Raw genomic sequence first — 16,377 nt, 5'->3', positions numbered from 1 at the left:
CGGCGCGAACAGAAATGACAAAATCCCTTCGCAAAACGCTTCGCCAGGCTGTGATTGCTGTCCCGCTGCTCGCGCTCGGCTTCTATTTCATTCCGATCCTGACCACGATCTGGATCGTCTGCGGCCTGATCGATGTGCTGCGCAACGCCAGCAAGGATCTGTCGCTGTTGCGCGGCTATTTCCTCGGCAATGGCATCTTCACCTGGCTGCTGTCGCCCTTCAATCTGCTGGTGGACCTCGTTTGCTACCGCAACCCGGGTGTGTGGAAGCTGGAGCAGTTTCCTGCCGATTATCAGCGCGAGGTCAACGAGGTTCTTGACGTCTTCAAGGCGCGCAAGGACGAGATCATCGCCGATATCGACGCCAATTTCGGCACCGGTCGTCGCGGCATGTATGTCTATCAGTGGTACGGCAAGCACCGGATCGACAATGTCGCGGAGTTCAACAAGGATTTCAAATACATCAAGACCATTGCCGTATCTGTCTTCAGAGGCAAGGAATCGACTTCCTGGCATTTCGGACCGCTGCGGCTCAGCCTGCGCATCCTCTACAATCTCTTGCCGGTGAAGGCAGAGGTTTTCGTCGAATGCAACGGCGCGAGGAATTACTGGCACGACAACCCGCTCTATATTTTCGACGACACGCTGCTGCACCGCTCGGTCAACGAGTATGACGGACGCCGCTACTGCGTGTTCATGGACATCATCCGCCCGTCGCCGTTCCCCGGCTTCATCGCCGGACTTCTGGCCATCGTTTCGGTAACCGTCGAGCGCATCAATTCCATGTTCTACAAGAACTGGAAGATGATCGGCTCGAGCAAGGCAAAGAAGGTCGAGACGACCTGAGGCGTTGGTCTGAAGGGATTGACCGCACTGCCTTGGCCGGGCAGTAAACGGGCATGTTCAATCTGCTTCTTGTTGTGGTCGGCGGCGGCATCGGCGCCGGCATCCGCCACCTGACCAACACCGGCGCCTTGCGCCTCGTCGGTCCCAACTACCCCTGGGGGACGATGGCGATCAACATCGTCGGCTCCTTTGCCATGGGGCTGTTCATCGCCGCGCTGATGCGGCGCGGCGGTTCCAATGAGCTCCGGCTGTTCGTCGCCACCGGCATCCTTGGCGGCTTCACCACCTTCTCCGCCTTTTCGCTCGATTTCGCGACCCTATGGGAGCGCGGAGCGACGCTGCCGGCGTTGGGATATGCGCTGGCAAGCGTCGTTGGCGCCATTATCGCCCTGTTTCTGGGACTTTGGCTCGCAAGAACCGTTTCATAGTGTTATTGCCCCGACCTGGAGCACGCCGCATCCTCTGGACGCGCTGCAGAAACTTTGATCTTGCGCATGATCCTTTCCGAAAGCCGGAGTAGATTTCGGGGTCACGCGTTAGAAACGGATAAAGCGAAAATCATGGCAGGCGTAGAACAGATCACGGTGGAGGCCGGCGAGGCGGGCATGCGGCTCGATCGCTGGTTCAAGACCCATTTCCCCGGCCTCGGCTTTGGCCATCTGCAGAAGTTGCTGCGCTCGGGCCAGATCCGCGTCGATGGCAGCCGGGTCAAGGCCGACAGCCGTGTCGAGCCCGGCCAGGTGGTGCGTGTGCCGCCGCTCGAGGTCGACAAGAAGGGCGAGAGTGCGCTTACGGGTTACTCGATCCGCAACCAGGGCGACGCCGATGTGCTGGCCAAGATGCTGATCCACGAAGATCCAAAAGTCTTCGTCTTCAACAAGCCGGCGGGCCTGGCGGTGCAAGGCGGCTCGGGCGTCACCCGCAATGTCGACGACATGCTGGAGGCCTGGCGCAGCCAGAAGGGCGAGAAGCCGCGCCTGGTGCACCGGCTCGACCGCGACACGTCGGGCGTGCTGGTGGTTGCCCGCACCAGGCTTGCGGCGATGAAGCTTTCCGAGTCATTCCGGGCGCGCGAGACCAAGAAGACCTATTGGGCGCTGGTCAAGGGCGTCCCGCCCAAGCGTGAGGACAAGATCTCGACCTGGCTGATCAAGGAGCCGACCGAGGACGGCGACCGCGTGCGCGTGGCAGCCCATGGCGAAAAGGGCGCCGACCACGCCGTGTCCTACTATCGCATCATCGAGCAGGCGGCCCAGACGATGACCTGGCTGGAAATGGAGCCGTACACTGGCCGCACCCACCAGCTGCGCGTTCATGCCGCCTATATCGGCTGCCCGATCCTTGGCGACCCCAAATATTTCGAGGCCGACACCAACTGGGACTTTCCGGGCGGCATTCAGAACCGCCTGCATCTGCATGCGCGCCGCATCGTCATTCCGCACCCGGACAAGGGCGTCATCGACGTCACCGCGCCGATGCCGCCGCATATGCGCCAGAGCTGGAACCTGATCGGCTTCGACGACGCCAGCGCGGAGGACTGACATTGGCCGTCGCCTCGGCATTGGATCGCCGCGATGCGGTCGATCTGGCGGCTGCTTCCATCATGGTCGGGTTGACCTTTTCCTGGGGGCTGAACTACGTCGCCGCCAAGATATCCTATGCCGGCTTCGATCCGGTTTTCGTCTCGATCGCACGTTCGATCATCGGCGGGCTCTGTGTGCTCGGCTGGTGCTGGCTGCGCGGCATCAGGCTGTTTAAGGCCGACGGGTCGCTTGTCGCCGGCATCATCGTCGGCGTGCTGTTCGGCGTCGAGTTCCTGTGCCTCTATATCGGGCTGGAATACACGACCGTTGCCCGCAACACACTGCTGGTCAACACCATGCCGTTCTGGGTCCTGATCGGCGGCCATTTCCTGCTCGGTGAGCGTATCAACGCGCGCAAGCTTGGCGGGCTCGTGCTTGCCTTCTGTGGCCTTGTGGCGGTGTTTTCCGACGGGATTGCCGGCGGCACCGACGTGACCTTGATGGGCGATCTGCTCAGCCTCGGCTCGGGCATCCTGTGGGCGGCGACCAGCATCGTCATCAAGCGTTCGAAACTGGTCGAGACCAGTGCCGAGAAATTGCTGCTTTATCAGCTGGCCGGTGCGGCCATCGTCGGTGTCCTGGTTCTGCCTTTCGCCGGCCCGCCGATCCGCGCGGTCAGTGCCTTGCCGACATTGGCGCTGCTGTTCCAGTCGCTCTATATAGTTGCCTTCACCTATGTGCTGTGGTTCTGGCTGCTCAGGCGCTATCCGGCATCGGGCCTGTCGAGCTTCGCCTTCCTGTCGCCGGTGTTCGGCGTCCTCTGCGGCGCTATCATTCTTGGCGAGGCGCCAACGACCAGGATCTTTGTGGCGCTTGGGCTGATCGCAGTCGGCCTGATCATCGTCAACCGGCCGGCGCGCAAGCAGGTACCTGGATAGAAAGTTCGACCATGCGTGACATCCTCAACGACCTCGAAGCGGGAAAGCATCTGTCCGATCCGGATCCGGTCCGCCGCGCCCAGATCCAGATGAAGACGCACCTGCCGAAGCGCTTCTACAAGGACGTGTCGGTCGTAGCTGTGGAGGACGGTTTTGTCGTCCACCTCGATGGCAAGCCGGTGCGCACGCCGGGCAAGGCGCTGCTGGCGCTGCCGACCGAAAAGGCCGCCGCCCTGGTCGCCAATGAGTTCGCTGCACAGGGCGAGACCATCGACCCGGTCACGATGCCGGTGCTGCGTCTGGTCAACACCGCCATCGACGGCGTCGCCAGCGACCCGCAGGCGGTGCTGGAGGACGTCTTGCGCTTCGCCTCGTCCGATCTGACCTGCTACCGCGCCGACGCGCCACAGGGGCTGGTCGAGCGGCAGAACCAGCATTGGGATCCGGTGATCGACTGGGCGAGAGCGACATTAGGGGCTCGGTTCAATCTCGCCGAGGGCATCATCCATGTCGAGCAGCCGCGCGAGAGCATCGCAGTGCTCGGCGCTCATCTTGCCCAGCGTGCCGAGCCGCTGCGGCTGGCCGCAATCCATGTCATGACTTCGCTGACCGGGTCGGCGCTGCTGGCGCTGGCGGTCGATTACGGCGCGCTCGATGGCGACGCGGCTTGGGCCGCCGGCCATGTCGACGAGGACTGGCAGATCGAGCATTGGGGCCAGGATGCCGAGGCTGTCGCACGCCGCTCGGCCCGCAAACGCGACATGATGGCGGCCGTCGGCCTGCTCGATGCGCTGAAGACCTGATCCTCGGCCTTTGCCGCACTGCACCTAATACCAAAGTCATAAATCCAAGGTCTGTCTGCCTCCGGCGGTCGCTTTCTGTCATTTTTTACGCTGATGGCTGGTTCGAGTCGCGTTCAGAGGGAACGCCGACGATGACGCCCAGCGTCGAAGGCAGACGATTCACGGGAGGACAGTTCAATGGCATTGGCATCGACCGCCGGCGGAGCCAGCCGCGGCATGACACGAGAGGAGAAGAAGGTCATCTTCGCCTCCTCGCTGGGCGCGGTTTTTGAATGGTATGATTTCTATCTCTACGGAGCGTTGGCCGGCGCGATCGGCTTGACCTTCTTCAACTCGTTTCCCGAAAGCACCCGCTACATCTTCACGCTGCTGGTCTTCGCCGCCGGCTTCATCGTGCGCCCGTTCGGCGCGCTGGTGTTCGGCCGCATCGGCGATCTCGTCGGCCGCAAATACACATTCCTTGTCACCATCATGATCATGGGTCTGTCGACTTTCCTTGTCGGCCTGCTTCCGGGTTCAGAGACACTGGGCATTCTGGCGCCGGTCCTGTTGATCGCGCTGCGCATGCTGCAGGGCCTGGCGCTTGGCGGCGAGTACGGCGGCGCCGCGACCTATGTCGCGGAACATGCGCCGGACGACCGTCGCGGCTTCTACACCTCATGGATCCAGACGACGGCGACGCTCGGCCTTTTCCTGTCGCTGATTGTCATCCTGCTGGTGCAGAATTCCGTAAGCAAGGACGCCTTCAACGCCTGGGGATGGCGCATTCCGTTCCTGGTCTCGGCTATCCTGCTCGGCATTTCGGTCTGGATCCGCCTGTCGCTTTCGGAATCGCCGACCTTCCTGCGCATGAAGGAAGAGGGCAAGAGTTCCAAGGCGCCGCTGTCGGAAGCCTTCGGCCAGTGGAAAAACGCCAAGATCGCCATCCTGGCGCTGTTCGGCCTCACCGCCGGTCAGGCCGTGGTATGGTACAATGGCCAGTTCTATGCACTGTTCTTCCTGGCCAATGTGCTCAAGGTCGACGCGCAGTCGGTCAACATCATGATCGCCATTGCGCTGGCACTCGGCACGGGCTTCTTCGTCTTCTTCGGCTGGCTGTCCGACAAGATCGGCCGCAAGCCGATCATCATGGCCGGCCTTGCGCTGGCGGTCGTCACCACCTTCCCGCTGTTCAAGGCGTTGACCTGGGCCGCCAATCCGGCGCTCGCCACCGCGCAGCAGAACACGCGCGCCACGGTGACGGCGGCGCCGGGAGACTGCAACTTCCAGTTCAACCCGACCGGCACGCGCGTGCCGGTCAGTTCGTGCGATATCGCGACCGACTTCCTTGCCAAGAACTCGGTGCCTTACGACATCGTCTCGACGGCGGCGGCGGGGACCCCGGCGAGTGTCATGATTGGCAGCGAAACCGTGGCGTCTTATGATGCCAAGGCCGCGGGCGACAAGAAGGCTGCCAGCGACGCTGCCTTCAAGAAGGGTATCAACCTCGCGCTTCAGGGTGGCGGCTATCCGCTGAAACGTGCTGCCGCCAAGGTTGCCGACCAGAAGCTCGACGCCTTTGTCGCGGCCAATCCTGAACTGAAGCTCGATGCGGCGGCCATCCGCGCCGGCGAGAAGACCGCAGTCCCGACCGAACAGGCGATCAAGGACAAGGTGCTGACCAAGGATGAGGCCGCGGGCGCCACCGAGGTGACCGTTTACAGCGTTCCGGCAGCGGGCGCGTTCGCGATGTTTGCCGACCCCGCACAGGTCAACTGGGCCAAGGTCATCGGCATCCTGTTCATCCTGGTCCTCTACGTGACCATGGTCTACGGGCCGATCGCGGCGATCCTGGTCGAGATGTTCCCGACACGCATCCGCTACAGCGGCATGTCACTGCCCTATCACATCGGCAATGGTTGGTTCGGCGGCCTGCTGCCCGCGATCGTGTTCGCGTTCAGCGCCTACAAGGGCGATATCTACTATGGCCTTTGGTATCCGGTGGTGATCGCGGCGGTGACGCTGATCATCGGCATGATCTTCGTCAGGGATACGCTCGGCACCGACCTGCATACCAAGCAGTAGCCGACGGCCCTGTATCAAACAAAAAACCCGGCGCGAGCGATCGCGCCGGGTTTTTGATTTGTGGGCCTGTTCGATCTATCAGCGCGGAAGACGCCTAGCTCTCGCGAGGCTGTTCGGCCTCCGCAATGGCGGCCTCATGATACCAGGCCTCGCCATGGTGAAGCGGGTGATCGCGCAGCGAAGCAAGCTCTGCCGCAAACTTGGCCTTTACGCCTAAATTTGAGGCACCCGCACGCGCTGCCACCGGGAACATCAGGATTTTGGCCGACGGACGGGCTGAGGTGATTTCCATGGTCGGTCTCCTTTCTTCTGGAGAGGCTCTTCGATTCATCTTTCCATCAAGGTAGGTCCTGCAATCCTTTTAGGCAAGATGCCTAAAGAAAGATCGGCATTTGCCTGTTATTTAAGCAAATTCTGCCTTTGATTGATCCGGGCGCATTGCTTAGGCGGCTTGCCATCACCGGCGGGATGAAAGGGCATTTTTGCCGCACCCTGACCAACTGATCTGGCACACGGTTTGCATTTTATCGACCGGCAGCTGGGCTGCTGGATGGCTCGGCGCGCCGGCGTCATCCAGGTTCGGTGATCAAGCAACGAGAGGCTCTAGAATGACGAAATACAAGCTCGAGTATATCTGGCTCGATGGTTACACGCCGGTCCCCAATCTTCGCGGCAAGACCCAGATCAAGGAGTTCGCCGAGTTCCCGACGCTCGAGCAGCTGCCGCTGTGGGGCTTCGACGGTTCTTCGACGCAGCAGGCCGAAGGCCACAGCTCCGACTGCGTGCTGAAGCCGGTCGCCGTATTCCCGGACCCGGCCCGCAGCAATGGCGTGCTGGTGATGTGCGAAGTGATGATGCCAGATGGCGTGACGCCGCATGTGTCCAACAAGCGCGCCACCATCCTCGACGACGAGGGCGCCTGGTTCGGCTTCGAGCAGGAGTATTTCTTCTACAAGGACGGCCGTCCGCTCGGCTTCCCCGAGAGCGGCTATCCGGCGCCGCAGGGCCCGTACTACACCGGCGTCGGCTATTCGAATGTCGGCCCGATCGCGCGCCAGATCGTCGAGGAGCATCTCGACCTTTGCCTCGCAGCAGGCATCAACCATGAAGGCATCAACGCCGAAGTGGCCAAGGGCCAGTGGGAATTCCAGATTTTCGGCAAGGGCTCCAAGAAGGCCGCCGACCAGATGTGGATGGCCCGTTATCTCTTGCAGCGCCTGACCGAAAAATACGAGATCGACATCGAGTATCACTGCAAGCCGCTTGGCGACACCGACTGGAACGGTTCGGGCATGCACGCCAACTTCTCGACCGCCTATATGCGCGAAGTCGGCGGCAAGGCCTATTTCGAAGCGCTGATGGCTCAATTCGACAAGAACCTGATGGACCACATCGCTGTCTACGGCCCGGACAATGACAAGCGCCTGACCGGCAAGCATGAGACCGCGCCGTGGAACCGCTTCAGCTACGGCATCGCCGACCGCGGCGCCTCGATCCGCGTGCCGCATTCCTTCGTCAACAATGACTACAAGGGCTACCTGGAAGACCGCCGCCCGAACTCGCAGGGCGACCCCTACCAGATCGCTTCGCAGATCCTGAAGACCATCGCGGAGGTTTCGACCAGCGCCCAGGTTTCGGCGGCCGCCTAAGCATCTATAGCGGCGCAGGCTTCGTAAGCCTGCGCCGTAGCCTGCTGCTACCACGTCTACGGTCTGCTATTGGTCAAACAAAAACCCCCGGCGTCTGAACTGACGCCGGGGTTTTTCCTTGTCGCTGAGGCTTATCGCTCAGACCGAATAGTACATGTCGTATTCGACCGGATGCGGTGTCATTTCGAAGCGCATCACTTCGGCCATCTTGAGCTCGATGTAGCTGTCGATCTGGTCGTCGTCGAAGACGCCGCCGGCTTTCAGGAAGCCGCGGTCCTTGTCCAAGCTTTGCAGCGCTTCGCGCAGCGAACCGCAGACGGTCGGAATCTTCTTCAGTTCCTTCGGCGGCAGATCGTAAAGATCCTTGTCCATCGGCTGTCCCGGGTGGATCTTGTTCTTGATGCCGTCGAGGCCGGCCATCAGCATGGCGGCGAAAGCGAGGTAGGGGTTCGCGCCTGGATCGGGGAAGCGGACCTCGACGCGCTTGGCTTTCGGGGACGAGCCGAACGGAATGCGGCAGGAGGCCGAACGGTTGCGCGCGGAGTAGGCGAGCAGCACCGGGGCTTCATAGCCAGGCACAAGGCGCTTGTAGGAGTTGGTCAGCGGGTTGGTGAAGGCGTTGATCGCCTTGGCGTGCTTGATGATGCCGCCGATGTAGAACAGGCACGACTCCGACAGGCCGGCATATTCATTGCCGGCGAAGGTCGGCTTGCCGTTCTTCCAGATCGACTGGTGGACGTGCATGCCCGAGCCGTTGTCGCCGAAAATCGGCTTCGGCATGAAGGTGGCCGTCTTGCCATAGGCGTTGGCGACCTGGTGCACGACATATTTGTAGATCAGCATCTTGTCGGCGTTGCGGACCAGCGTGTCGAACTTGATGCCGAGCTCGTGCTGGGCAGCGGCAACCTCGTGATGGTGCTTTTCGACGCGCACGCCCATTTCGGCGAGCACGGTCAGCATTTCGGAGCGCATGTCCTGCGCGCTGTCGATCGGCGGCACAGGGAAGTAGCCGCCCTTGACGCGCGGGCGGTGGCCGAGATTGCCGGTCTCGTAGTCGGTGTCGTCGTTGGACGGCAGTTCGGTCGAGTCCAGCTTGAACCCGGTGTTGTAGGGATCGGCCTTGTACTTGACGTCGTCGAAGACGAAGAACTCGGCTTCGGGGCCGACATAGATGGTGTCGCCGATGCCTTCGGCCTTCATGTAGGCCTCGGCCTTCTTGGCGGTGCCGCGCGGGTCGCGGTTGTAGGATTCGCCGGAGACCGGATCGAGAATGTCGCACAGGATGACCATGGTCGACTGGGCGAAGAACGGATCCATATGGACGGTGTCCGCATCGGGCATCAGCACCATGTCGGACTCGTTGATCGCCTTCCAGCCGGCGATCGAGGAGCCGTCGAACATGACGCCGTCCGCGAACATGTCTTCCTCGACCTCGATGACATCCATCGTGACGTGCTGCAGCTTGCCCTTCGGATCGGTGAAGCGCAGGTCGACGAATTTCACGTCGTTGTCCTTGATCTGCTTCATGATGTCTTTGGCTGTCGTCATGTCGTTTCTTCCCTGTGTGATGACGTTTCGAGGAGACGTTAATCTGAAATCAGAAAGCTCAGACGGCGTCCATCCCCGTTTCGCCGGTACGGATGCGAACGACCTCCTCGATATTGGAGACGAAGATCTTGCCGTCGCCGATGCGGCCGGTCTGCGCCGCCTTGCGGATGGCTTCGATGGCGCCTTCGACGGCGTCGTCGCCCAGCACGACTTCGATCTTCACCTTGGGCAGGAAGTCGACGACATATTCGGCGCCGCGATAGAGTTCGGTATGGCCTTTCTGGCGGCCAAAGCCCTTGGCCTCGGTGACGGTAATGCCTTGCAGACCGGCCTCCTGAAGCGCTTCCTTCACTTCGTCTAGCTTGAACGGCTTGATGATCGCTTCGATCTTTTTCATGTAAAAAGTGGCCTCCACTGCCAAAAAAACGGGTTGTGCGCCCCGCTTGCGCCTCCATCAAGCACGAACCGTGCCAATTTCAGCCCACGCGAAGCGGTTTCGCGCAATTCCAATGCCGCGCCGCGCCGGGATGCACATTCGCGTCATCCTCTGCTTCGGCTGCGGCAAAGCTGCCCGAAGCCTACACATTGCCGCTTCGGGCGTCTGCACGATAATTAGGCAGATTGCGCATTTTGCAGGCCCGCGCGGATCCGTGGCACCAGTCTGCGAAAGGATTGGCCGCACGCCAACGCAGCACCTGGCCGTTTGCTTCGAATCCGAAACTGGACAATGCTCGATAGGGACAAAGGGGTCGGCCTTGAACGAAATGCGGGATCGGCAATCCATGAGCAATGAAGTCCTGTCGCCGGCCGAGATGGGCGAGGCCGACCGGCTGGCGATCGCGGCCGGTCCGCTCGACGGCTATGGCCTGATGCAGCGCGCCGGCGAAGCGGTCGCTGCTGTGGTCCTGGCACGCTATCCCGCAGCAAGCCGCGTGCACGTGCTGTGCGGCCCCGGCAACAATGGTGGCGACGGCTATGTTGTAGCGCGGTTGCTGGCCGAGGCTGGTGTGAATGTGGCGCTCTGGGCCGAAGGCAAGCAGAAGCCCGGGAGTGATGCGGCGCGAGCTTCCGAGGCCTGCAATCTGCCGGTCGAGCACATCGGACACTGCTACCCGGAACCGGGTGAAGTCGTCGTGGACGCGCTCTATGGTGCGGGATTGTCGAAGAAGATATCCCTGCATGCCTCTGCCGTCTCAGGATTGGCCGCGGCGGAGCGCGTGCCTGTGGTGTCAATCGACCTGCCTTCTGGCGTGTCGGGCGAGACCGGCTTGAGCAACGCTTATTTCAAGGCCGACGTGACGGTGACGTTCGTGCGGAAAAAGCCCGGCCATCTGCTGATGCCGGGGCGCAGCCTCTGCGGCGAGATCATCGTCGCCGATATCGGCATTCCGGATGCGATCGTCGATGAGTTCAAGATCAAGACGTTCGAGAACACGCCTGACTTCTGGCTATACAGTTTTCCGAAAACGGCGGTCGATACACATAAGTATAAGCGCGGCCACGTCAGCGTCTTTTCCGGCGGGCCGAGCGCGACAGGTGCGGCGCGGCTGTCGGCGATGGCTGCAGCCAGAGCCGGGACAGGGGCGGTGACCGTGCTCTCGCCTGAAAATGCCATGCAGGTAAACGCCGCGCATTTGACATCGATCATGCTGCGCGAGGCCGGTTCGATGGAGGAAGTGCAGGAATTTTTGTCGGCGAGGCACCCCGAAGTACTTGTGTTCGGACCAGGGCTCGGGCCGAAACCCAAGGTGGGGGATTTCGCGTTGCAATTGATCGCGACGGTCGCTGACCTAAACCGCACGTCGACGAGTTCATTCGGAATTCAGCGCCCTGCCATTGTCTTGGATGCTGACGCCATCACGTCATTGGCGCATCAGCCTCAGGCCCTGTTCGACGCCGCGCTGCTCCCGTTGGCGCCGGTTTTGGTGCTGACGCCGCATGAAGGCGAATTCGCCAGACTTTTTCCCGACATCGCGAAGGACAAGAAGCAGTCGAAACTCGCCAAGGCGCGCGCAGCCGCTGAACGAGCCAACGCCATCATGGTCTACAAGGGCGCCGACACCGTCATCGCGGCGCCGGACGGCCGCGCGGTGATCAACGCCAATGGTGCACCATGGCTCGCCACCGCCGGTTCCGGCGACGTGCTGGCGGGCATTGTCGCCGCGCTGCTGGCGCAGGGCATGCAGGCATTCGAGGCCGCCTGCGCAGCGGTCTGGATCCATGCCGAGGCCGGCAGCCGCTTCGGACCGGGTCTGATCGCCGAGGATCTGCCGCTGGCGCTGGTGCCGGTGCTGCGTGAACTTGTCGAGGCGCGGCAGAAGGTGCCGATCGGATGAAGCGTTTCGCGCTCGCCATTGCAGCCATCATCGCGCTGTTCGCCTCGCATGGCGTGCGCGCTGAGCAGCCGGTGACCATCGTCGACGATCCGGCGGTGCTCGCCGCCCTCGATGCCAAGGGGTTTGGCTTCGCCGGCATTTTCGCCGTCGACGGCGCGGACGATCTGAAGACGCTCTACAGTGAGGTGCCGGCCTATCGTGCTGTTGTCGACATGGTGGCGGCCGATATTGCCACGCTGCGGGCCGAGATAAAGGCCGGCGGGCGCACGCTCTACGAGGTGACCGACGGCAATGTCGGCCGCATCATGGATATGCGCTGGCTGAAGACCGAGGCCGCGCGCTTCCGCCTGGTCGGCGTCGTCAACCGGCTGGACCGGCGTGACTTCACCGCGCTGCAAGGTGACAAGAGCTGTGGCGAGGTGCGCTTTGTCTATCGCCTGGCCTACAGTTTCCGCAAGAACGGCAAGGTTCTGGCATCGCGGCTGCCATTCAATTTCAACGCCGTCTACAGCGTGGCGCCGGATGCCGATGGCGGCTGCGTCGGCGTTGCCGGGCGCTGGACACCGCAGATCGACGAAAACGTCGATGCCGGCTGGCTGGTCGGCGGGCCGCTGGCACCGGAGGAACTGACTTTCAAACAGCTCGAACTCAACGCGCAAGTGGTGCGCTTTCCCTCGGGCCAGGAGACCGAGTTCGGCGGGCAGGCGGCCTATCTGATGCGGATCTTCGGCATCGATGGCGCTACCGTCAGCGAGAGTCCGCTGGAGAATACGCCAGACGTCGCGCGGCTCTCCGACGATGCTGCACTCAAGAAAGGGCTCGCCGACTACGTCAGCGCCAATGTCGCGGCCGTCGATCTCGGCGTCTACGAAATCCCCGACGAATTCCTGGCGAAGAAAATCATCTCGTGGTCGACCTTCGGCAGCGCGAGACGGGCCAACCATCCGTTCACGCCGCTGTTCCAGCCAGCGGATTTCGCCGGCTTGGACTATGCGGCGCTAAAGCTGGTGCGGACACCGGAGGCGCTGGTCGAGCGGCTGGACAATGGCGCCTGCCAGGGCTGCCACCAGGCGGGCTCGACGGCCGGCTTTCACTTCATCGGCCTCGACGACAAAACGACGTCGCCTCTCAACCGGATCGAGGTCGGCATCTCGCCGCATCTCCATGCCGAGATTCCGCGACGTGAGGCCTGGCTGCGCGCGACGGAAGAAGGCAAGGAGCCGAACCGCTACCGGCCGCTGTCCTTCGCGCCGCCAGCGACATGGACCGATGCCGGCGATGTCGACTACGCCCCGGCCGAGATGGCGATGCCGTGCCTGATGCCGGATGATGCAAAACGCTTCGGCGCGACCTGGCAATGCGGTGGCGGCACCGTCTGCACGCCGCTCGCGACGGCTTCAGGCGTGCATACCGCGTTGGCGCAATGTCTGTTGCCCACGGACAGTCCAAAGATGTTTTCGGGCCATCCCTGCCTGACCGGGTCGATCGCCAGCAACCCGTCTCAGCCGTTCAACGACCGCTACAAGATCACCGGCCAGTTCGCGGCTTTTGCGCCGACCTTTTCGCGGACCGCCTACACCTGCCGGCCACCGAAAATCGGCGTACCGGCAGGCATCGCTTATCGCGCCTGCGACGACAAGGACCGCAGCTTCGCCGCATTCAAGACGGGCAAGCCGATGCCATCGGAAATTTGCGGCATGGTCGGCGGCAAGAAATTCGACACCTGCGTCGCCACCAACAATTTCGACCAGTGCCTCGGCGGCGCGGTCAACCGCGGCAACCGTCCAGCCTGCTCGGCTGATCATTTCTGCCGCGAGGACTATATGTGCCAGTCGCTGCCGCCGGACACGCCGGGTGCTGCCAAGGTGAAAGGCATCGGCTACTGCTCGCCGACCTATTTCATCTTCCAGATGCGCATCGATAATCACGCGACGCCCTGGGCGAGCGCGACCAGCGCCCCCAGGGATGCGGGGTTCGGGGCGGCGGAAGAGGAGTGAGCCTGCGAGTTGGGCGACCACCAGTTCAGCGCTGGAGATAGTCTTCCATCCGCGCAGTCCATTTGGTGTCGAATTCCGAAATGTGGCGCTGTGCTACGCTCGAGTTCAGCAGCGTCGAGAGCGCGGTCACGGCGATCGGGTCCAGGTCGGGCGGCTCCGTGTAGCCAAGCGCCGCCAGCCGTTGAGCCAATGATGGATGGGTGGACTTTGCGTCATCCGGGCTTGCCCACGCCTTGCGGGCGCAAACATTGAGGCAAATGGGTTCTCGCAGCTGGCCGGCAGCTTCCAGCATGCGCTCGAGCGGCGGTCGCGGCGGACGCAAAGCACCTCGCAATTCATGCTGCAAAGGGTCATAGACCGTCTCCGCGAAATGCACGTCTGCCGTGGCAAGAAGCAACAGCGCGCGTGCGGCGTGCTCGGCGTCGCCGGAGGCTGCCGCGTGTCGATCTGCCTTGATCTCCGCTTCGCGCGAAAGCCGGATTTCTTCCCGCTCGAACAATTGCGACAGCCAGCCGATAGCGGCGTGGAGCAGGCTGCCTGTGATCGTGGTTCCGGGCGGGGCATACTCGAAGACAAATCCGAAACCGTTTTCGAACTCAGCGAGATTGAGGCTGCCATTGGTATCCTTGTTGCGCACATGCGCGTCCTCATGGGCAAGGATCGCGGCAAGCGCTCTTTCATCGGTCACTGCGAGGAGAGGGATGCCAATGGTTAGAAACAGCCGATTGCCGAGAAGGCCGAGAAGCGTGCGCTCTTCGCGCACGCTGGCGTTCAGGTTGCCCTCTAGTATGACAACCGTGCGCGCAGCACGGCGCGGTCCGGCGACGCTCCGCCACAGCGCCCACAGGCCGGGCGCTTCTGCTTCACTGACGCCTTTGATCTTGCTGCGTCGGAAGCCCGCAAACAATGTGCCGAACAGAAATGCCAAGGCCGTGGTGGCGATCGGCATGACGACGAAGCCGCTGGCGATAAACCAGATTGGATGGTTGTCGAGCAGGGACATCCAGACGCAGAAGATGATGAGAGCGGGAACAACGAAAAACAGGACCGTGAACCTGCCAAACCGCCGACCGGCGCTGATGATCAGTCGCGACATTGGATGTTACAACGGGATGTTGTCGTGCTTCTTCCAAGGGTTCTGCATGTCCTTGTTGCGCAGCATGCGCAGTGCCCGGGCAATGCGGCGGCGGGTCGAATGCGGCATGATCACCTCGTCGACATAGCCGCGTTCGGCGGCGACGAAAGGCGACAGGAAGCGGTCTTCGTAAGCCTTTGTGTGGGCTGCGATCTTTTCGGCGTCGCCAATATCCTTGCGGTAGATGATCTCGACCGCGCCTCTCGCCCCCATCACCGCGATCTGCGCCGTCGGCCAGGCATAGTTCATATCGCCGCGCAGATGTTTTGAGGCCATCACGTCATAGGCGCCGCCATAGGCTTTGCGGGTGATGACCGTGATTTTCGGCACGGTCGCCTCGGCGTAGGCAAACAGGAGTTTCGCGCCATGCTTGATCAGGCCGCCATATTCCTGCGCGGTGCCGGGCAGGAAGCCGGGGACGTCGACGAAGGTGACGATGGGAATGGAAAAACAGTCGCAGAAGCGCACGAAGCGCGCCGCCTTGCGGCTTGCGTCGGAATCGAGCACGCCGGCCAGCACCATCGGCTGGTTGGCGACGAAGCCGACGGTACGGCCCTCGACGCGGCCAAAACCGGTGACGATGTTCTTGGCGAAGTTCTGCTGGATTTCGAAGAAGTCGCCTTCGTCGGCAACTTTGAGGATCAACTCCTTGATATCATAAGGCTTGTTGGCGTTGTCCGGGATCAGCCGGTCGAGCGACAGATCATGGTCGGTGACCGACTGGTAGCACTCGATCTCAGGAAGCTCCGACGTGTTGGACGCCGGCAGCAGATCGACCAGCCGGCGCATCTGCAACAGCGCCTCGACGTCATTGTCGTAGGCGCCATCGGCGATCGAGGATTTCGTCGTGTGGACGGACGCGCCGCCAAGGCTCTCGGCGGTCACCGTCTCGTTGGTGACGGTCTTCACCACATCCGGCCCGGTGACGAACATGTAAGAGGTGTCGCGGACCATGAAGATGAAGTCGGTCATCGCCGGCGAATAGACGTCGCCGCCGGCGCAAGGGCCCATGATCACGGAAATCTGCGGAATGACGCCGGAGGCCAGCACATTGCGCTGAAAGATCTCGGCATAGCCGCCAAGCGCCGCCACGCCTTCCTGGATGCGAGCGCCGCCGGCGTCGTAGAGGCCGATGATCGGCGCGCGATTACGCAGCGCCATCTCCTGCACCTTGATGACCTTTTCGGCGTGCGCCTCCGACAGCGAGCCGCCGAAGACGGTAAAGTCCTTGGCGAAGAGATAGACCGGACGGCCATTGACGGTGCCCCAGCCGGTGACGACACCATCGCCGGCGATCTTGGTTTTCTCCATGCCGAAGTCGGTCGAGCGATGCTCGACATACATGTCGAACTCCTCGAACGAGCCTTCGTCGAGAAAGACCTCGATACGTTCGCGCGCCGTCAGCTTGCCCTTCTTGTGCTGGGCGTCGATGCGGGCCTGGCCGCCACCCATGCGGGCGATCTCGCGGCGGCGCTCGAGTTCCTTCAGCACGTCCTTCATCGCTCGGTCTCCAGAAATGGCAGCTGCCTTTGTGGTAAT

General features: G+C 62.2%; 14 protein-coding genes. 9 read left to right on the top strand and 5 right to left on the bottom strand.

The features are described 5' to 3' along the window. The first annotated feature begins 14 nt into the window (after positions 1–14). The 6 genes from NKJ88_RS13920 to NKJ88_RS13895 all read left to right on the top strand — a co-directional run bounded on the left by NKJ88_RS13920 (position 15) and on the right by NKJ88_RS13895 (position 6,173). Positions 15–845, top strand: a complete 831-nt coding sequence (locus NKJ88_RS13920; protein ID WP_023682594.1) for an aspartyl/asparaginyl beta-hydroxylase domain-containing protein — start codon at positions 15–17, stop codon at positions 843–845. A gap of 53 nt (positions 846–898) precedes the next feature. Then, on the top strand, positions 899–1,273 hold the full coding sequence (crcB, locus tag NKJ88_RS13915; protein WP_352444378.1) for a fluoride efflux transporter CrcB: 375 nt from the start codon (positions 899–901) through the stop codon (positions 1,271–1,273). Positions 1,274–1,405: 132 nt separating this feature from the next. Beyond that, positions 1,406–2,386, top strand: a complete 981-nt coding sequence (locus NKJ88_RS13910) for an RluA family pseudouridine synthase (RefSeq protein WP_023691252.1) — start codon at positions 1,406–1,408, stop codon at positions 2,384–2,386. Positions 2,387–2,448: 62 nt separating this feature from the next. Then, entirely contained in the window at positions 2,449–3,306 is an 858-nt protein-coding gene (locus NKJ88_RS13905) for a DMT family transporter (RefSeq protein ID WP_081727411.1), read from the top strand. Between the two features lie 11 nt (positions 3,307–3,317). Next, positions 3,318–4,109 (top strand): ATP12 family chaperone protein, encoded by a 792-nt coding sequence (locus NKJ88_RS13900; protein WP_352444376.1) that lies wholly within the window; start codon positions 3,318–3,320, stop codon positions 4,107–4,109. Between the two features lie 177 nt (positions 4,110–4,286). Continuing rightward, entirely contained in the window at positions 4,287–6,173 is a 1,887-nt protein-coding gene (locus NKJ88_RS13895) for an MFS transporter (protein ID WP_352444374.1), read from the top strand. A gap of 94 nt (positions 6,174–6,267) precedes the next feature. Here NKJ88_RS13895 and NKJ88_RS13890 read toward each other — a convergent pair whose 3' ends face one another. Continuing rightward, on the bottom strand, positions 6,268–6,465 hold the full coding sequence (locus NKJ88_RS13890) for a DUF2735 domain-containing protein (protein WP_352444372.1): 198 nt from the start codon (positions 6,463–6,465) through the stop codon (positions 6,268–6,270). A 316-nt stretch (positions 6,466–6,781) separates the two neighbouring features. Here NKJ88_RS13890 and NKJ88_RS13885 point away from each other — a divergent pair, with 316 nt between their 5' ends. Further along, positions 6,782–7,822 carry a glutamine synthetase beta-grasp domain-containing protein gene (locus NKJ88_RS13885; protein ID WP_023691256.1) on the top strand — a complete coding sequence of 347 codons (1,041 nt, stop codon included), beginning with the start codon at positions 6,782–6,784 and terminating at the stop codon, positions 7,820–7,822. A gap of 138 nt (positions 7,823–7,960) precedes the next feature. Here NKJ88_RS13885 and glnA read toward each other — a convergent pair whose 3' ends face one another. Together glnA and NKJ88_RS13875 are read right to left on the bottom strand one after the other, a co-directional pair. Then, positions 7,961–9,370: a type I glutamate--ammonia ligase gene (gene glnA, locus NKJ88_RS13880; RefSeq protein WP_023672775.1), complete on the bottom strand. Its 1,410-nt coding sequence runs from the start codon at positions 9,368–9,370 to the stop codon at positions 7,961–7,963. Between the two features lie 58 nt (positions 9,371–9,428). After that, positions 9,429–9,767: a P-II family nitrogen regulator gene (locus tag NKJ88_RS13875; protein ID WP_006205430.1), complete on the bottom strand. Its 339-nt coding sequence runs from the start codon at positions 9,765–9,767 to the stop codon at positions 9,429–9,431. 385 nt (positions 9,768–10,152) lie between these two features. Here NKJ88_RS13875 and NKJ88_RS13870 point away from each other — a divergent pair, with 385 nt between their 5' ends. Both NKJ88_RS13870 and NKJ88_RS13865 read left to right on the top strand, forming a co-directional pair. After that, positions 10,153–11,706 carry a bifunctional ADP-dependent NAD(P)H-hydrate dehydratase/NAD(P)H-hydrate epimerase gene (locus NKJ88_RS13870; protein ID WP_023824964.1) on the top strand — a complete coding sequence of 518 codons (1,554 nt, stop codon included), beginning with the start codon at positions 10,153–10,155 and terminating at the stop codon, positions 11,704–11,706. After that, complete coding sequence (locus NKJ88_RS13865; RefSeq protein ID WP_023706520.1) at positions 11,703–13,703, top strand: hypothetical protein; 2,001 nt, start codon at positions 11,703–11,705, stop codon at positions 13,701–13,703. The genes NKJ88_RS13870 and NKJ88_RS13865 overlap by 4 nt, the downstream gene beginning before the upstream one ends. Before the next feature lie 25 nt (positions 13,704–13,728). On the opposite strand, the gene NKJ88_RS13860 is transcribed toward NKJ88_RS13865, so the two are convergent. Next, a complete protein-coding gene (locus NKJ88_RS13860) occupies positions 13,729–14,706 on the bottom strand; it encodes a M48 family metallopeptidase (protein WP_352444370.1) in 978 nt (325 codons plus the stop codon). A gap of 99 nt (positions 14,707–14,805) precedes the next feature. Beyond that, positions 14,806–16,338: an acyl-CoA carboxylase subunit beta gene (locus NKJ88_RS13855; protein WP_013531455.1), complete on the bottom strand. Its 1,533-nt coding sequence runs from the start codon at positions 16,336–16,338 to the stop codon at positions 14,806–14,808. Between the last annotated feature and the right edge of the window lie 39 nt (positions 16,339–16,377).

This window comes from Mesorhizobium sp. M0016 (genome assembly GCF_040324035.1).
Classification (GTDB): Bacteria; Pseudomonadota; Alphaproteobacteria; order Rhizobiales; family Rhizobiaceae; genus Mesorhizobium.
Note: the sequence above shows the minus strand (reverse complement) of the source record. Positions and strands in the feature narration are given on the sequence as shown.

Excerpts from the sequence above, each read along its gene's own strand:
- NKJ88_RS13920 (WP_023682594.1), top strand. The coding sequence starts at position 15 with ATGACAAAATCCCTTCGCAAAACGCTTCGCCAGGCTGTGATTGCTGTC.
- NKJ88_RS13900 (WP_352444376.1), top strand. The coding sequence starts at position 3,318 with ATGCGTGACATCCTCAACGACCTCGAAGCGGGAAAGCATCTGTCCGAT.
- NKJ88_RS13865 (WP_023706520.1), top strand. The coding sequence starts at position 11,703 with ATGAAGCGTTTCGCGCTCGCCATTGCAGCCATCATCGCGCTGTTCGCC.
- NKJ88_RS13860 (WP_352444370.1), bottom strand. The coding sequence starts at position 14,706 with ATGTCCCTGCTCGACAACCATCCAATCTGGTTTATCGCCAGCGGCTTC.
- NKJ88_RS13890 (WP_352444372.1), bottom strand. The coding sequence starts at position 6,465 with ATGGAAATCACCTCAGCCCGTCCGTCGGCCAAAATCCTGATGTTCCCG.
- NKJ88_RS13895 (WP_352444374.1), top strand. The coding sequence starts at position 4,287 with ATGGCATTGGCATCGACCGCCGGCGGAGCCAGCCGCGGCATGACACGA.
- NKJ88_RS13910 (WP_023691252.1), top strand. The coding sequence starts at position 1,406 with ATGGCAGGCGTAGAACAGATCACGGTGGAGGCCGGCGAGGCGGGCATG.
- NKJ88_RS13870 (WP_023824964.1), top strand. The coding sequence starts at position 10,153 with ATGAGCAATGAAGTCCTGTCGCCGGCCGAGATGGGCGAGGCCGACCGG.
- NKJ88_RS13855 (WP_013531455.1), bottom strand. The coding sequence starts at position 16,338 with ATGAAGGACGTGCTGAAGGAACTCGAGCGCCGCCGCGAGATCGCCCGC.
- NKJ88_RS13875 (WP_006205430.1), bottom strand. The coding sequence starts at position 9,767 with ATGAAAAAGATCGAAGCGATCATCAAGCCGTTCAAGCTAGACGAAGTG.
- crcB (WP_352444378.1), top strand. The coding sequence starts at position 899 with ATGTTCAATCTGCTTCTTGTTGTGGTCGGCGGCGGCATCGGCGCCGGC.
- NKJ88_RS13885 (WP_023691256.1), top strand. The coding sequence starts at position 6,782 with ATGACGAAATACAAGCTCGAGTATATCTGGCTCGATGGTTACACGCCG.
- glnA (WP_023672775.1), bottom strand. The coding sequence starts at position 9,370 with ATGACGACAGCCAAAGACATCATGAAGCAGATCAAGGACAACGACGTG.
- NKJ88_RS13905 (WP_081727411.1), top strand. The coding sequence starts at position 2,449 with ATGGTCGGGTTGACCTTTTCCTGGGGGCTGAACTACGTCGCCGCCAAG.